Below are 2,644 nucleotides of genomic sequence, written 5' to 3'. Positions count from 1 at the left end.
TAAGTAAAGGAAGCCCATGGCAACGACCACACCAGCCGGTGTGCGGGCTCACGCCAAGCACGGGGGCGCCTCCCCGGACGGCGCTCCGATGACGCACCGCCAGATCATGGAGGCGCTCTCCGGGCTGCTGCTCGGCCTGTTCGCCGCCATCCTGTCCTCGACGATCGTCACGAACGCACTGCCGACGATCATCAAGGACCTCGGCGGCGGCCAGTCGGCGTACACCTGGGTCGTCACCGCGGCGCTGCTCGCCATGACGGCCTCGGTGCCCCTGTGGGGCAAGCTCTCCGACCTGCTCAGCAAGAAGGCGCTCGTCCAGATAGCCCTGGTGATCTACGTCGCGGGCTCGGTCATAGCGGGTCTGGCGCAGAACCCGGCCATGCTGATCACCGCGCGAGTCGTCCAGGGCCTGGGCGCGGGCGGCCTGTCCGCGCTGGTGCAGGTCATCATGGCCGCGATGATCGCGCCCCGTGAGCGCGGCCGCTACTCCGGATACACCGGCGCGACGTTCGCCGTCGCCACCGTCGGCGGCCCGCTGCTCGGCGGTGTCATCACCGACACCTCCTGGCTGGGCTGGCGCTACTGCCTGTTCGTCGGCATCCCCTTCGCCCTGATCGCCCTGCTGGTGCTGCAGAAGACCCTGCACCTGCCGGTCGCCAAGCGCCAGGTCAAGGTCGACTGGGCCGGAGCCTTCTTCATCACCGCCGCGGCCTCGCTGCTGCTGCTCTGGGTCACCTTCGCGAACGACAAGTACGACTGGGTGTCGTGGCAGACGTTCACGATGGTGGGCGGCGTGATCGTCCTGGCACTGCTGTTCGTGCTGGTGGAGGCCAGGGCGAGCGCGCCGATCATCCCGCTGCGCCTGTTCCGCAACCGCACCATCGCGCTGGCCTCGCTCGCCTCGCTCTTCGTCGGTGTCGGCATGTACTCGGGCACCGTGTTCTTCTCGCAGTACTTCCAGCTGGCCCGCGACAAGACCCCGACCATGTCGGGCGTCATGACGATCCCGATGATCGGCGGCCTGTTCGTCGCCTCCATGGTCTCCGGCCAGATCATCACCCGCACCGGCCGCTGGAAGGCCTGGCTGGTGGCCGGCGGCGCGTGCCTGACCGCGGGCCTGGGCCTGCTGGGCAGCATGCGCTACGACACCCCGTACTGGCACCTGTCCCTCTACATGGCACTGCTCGGCATCGGCGTCGGCATGACGATGCAGAACCTGGTGCTGTCCACCCAGAACCAGGTCGCCCCGCAGGACCTCGGCTCGGCGTCGTCGACGGTCAGCTTCTTCCGTACCCTCGGCGGCGCGGTCGGCGTCGGCGTGCTCGGCTCGGTGATGTCGACCCGGATCAGCCACCACGCCAAGGACACCATCACGTCCCTGAGCCCGCACGCGCGGGCCGCCGCCGCCAAGGCGATGAGTTCCGGCGGCGAACTGCCCGACATGAACGCGCTCCCCTCCCCGGTGCGCACCTGGCTGGAGGGCGCCTACGGGCACGGCATCGCCGACGCCTTCCTCTACGCCGCGCCCTGCGCGTTCGTCGCCTTCCTCGTCGTCCTGTTCATCAAGGAGGTCCCGTTGCGCACCACCGGCGCCCTGGCCCAGGCGGCCCAGCAGCAGAACCCGGGCCAGGCCCCCGCACCGGCCGCGGTGCCGGACGAGGCCGCCCCGGCGCTCGCCGCCGCATCCGCTCCGGCCGGGACCACCGCCGAGCAACGGGTGCCGAGCTGGGCCACCGCCGCGGCCACCACCGAACCCGGCCCGGAGAGCACCCAGCGCCTCGCGGCCGTCGCCACCCTGGCCCCGGGCGAACCCGCCCGGGAGAGCGGCGGCGGGATCCCGGTGCACGGTTACGTGCGCGGTGCGGAGAGCGCGCCGGTGCCGCAGGCCGCGGTCACGCTGATCTCGCTGGCCGGCTTCCAGCCGCAGGCGTCCACGATCGTCGTGAACGACGAGCCGGTGATCGTCACCGATGTGCGCGGCGACCTGCTGGCCACCGGGACCACCGGTGAGCAGGGCGAGTTCTCCTTCGCCGAGCTGGTGCCGGGCGTGGTGACCGTGGCCGTGAACGCCGCCGGGCACCGGCCGCGCGCCCTGCCGCTGGAGGTGGGCGGAGCCGGGGTCACCCGGATCGAGATCGACCTGCGGGCCGGCGCCCAGCTCCAGGGCGTGGTCCGTGCCCCGCACGGTCCGCTCGCCGACGCCCGCGTGACCCTGGTCGACGCGGCCGGCAACGTGGTCGGTACCGCCACCACCGGCACGGACGGCGCGTACGCCTTCACCGATCTGGACAGCGGCGACTACACCGTCATCGCGACGGGCTACCCGCCGGCGGCGACCGCGCTGACCGTGGCCGGCCGCGGCGTCGACGGCCACGACATCGAACTCGCCCACCCCGGCGAGTAGCCGTCCACCGGCCCGCGGCAGCGGGGGCGCACGCTTTCGCCGACGAGCGGAACAGCACACGCCCCCGGGCCGCGGGCCGGCTTCTTCCCCACTCTTTTTCGTCACGCCTTACCAGCAGCGCTTTTCCAGGGAGTACACGTCGATGGGACTGACCGCGAGGATCCGCACCCGGGACGGATGGGCCGTGTCGCACGCGGTCGTCACGGTGACCGACATGACCGGCACGCAGGTGCTGCGCGC

Annotated in this window: 1 protein-coding gene; it reads left to right on the top strand. The window is 71.8% G+C overall.

What is annotated here, in order from left to right:
• Positions 1-16: 16 nt before the first annotated feature.
• Positions 17-2,404 (top strand): MFS transporter, encoded by a 2,388-nt coding sequence (locus IG64_RS37060; protein WP_037864907.1) that lies wholly within the window; start codon positions 17-19, stop codon positions 2,402-2,404.
• Positions 2,405-2,644 lie beyond the last annotated feature (240 nt).

The organism is Streptomyces sp. NRRL S-340 (assembly GCF_000720185.1).
Classification (GTDB): domain Bacteria; phylum Actinomycetota; class Actinomycetes; order Streptomycetales; family Streptomycetaceae; genus Streptomyces.
The sequence above is the reverse complement of the archived record's forward strand: the minus strand, read 5'-3'. Positions and strand labels throughout refer to the sequence as shown.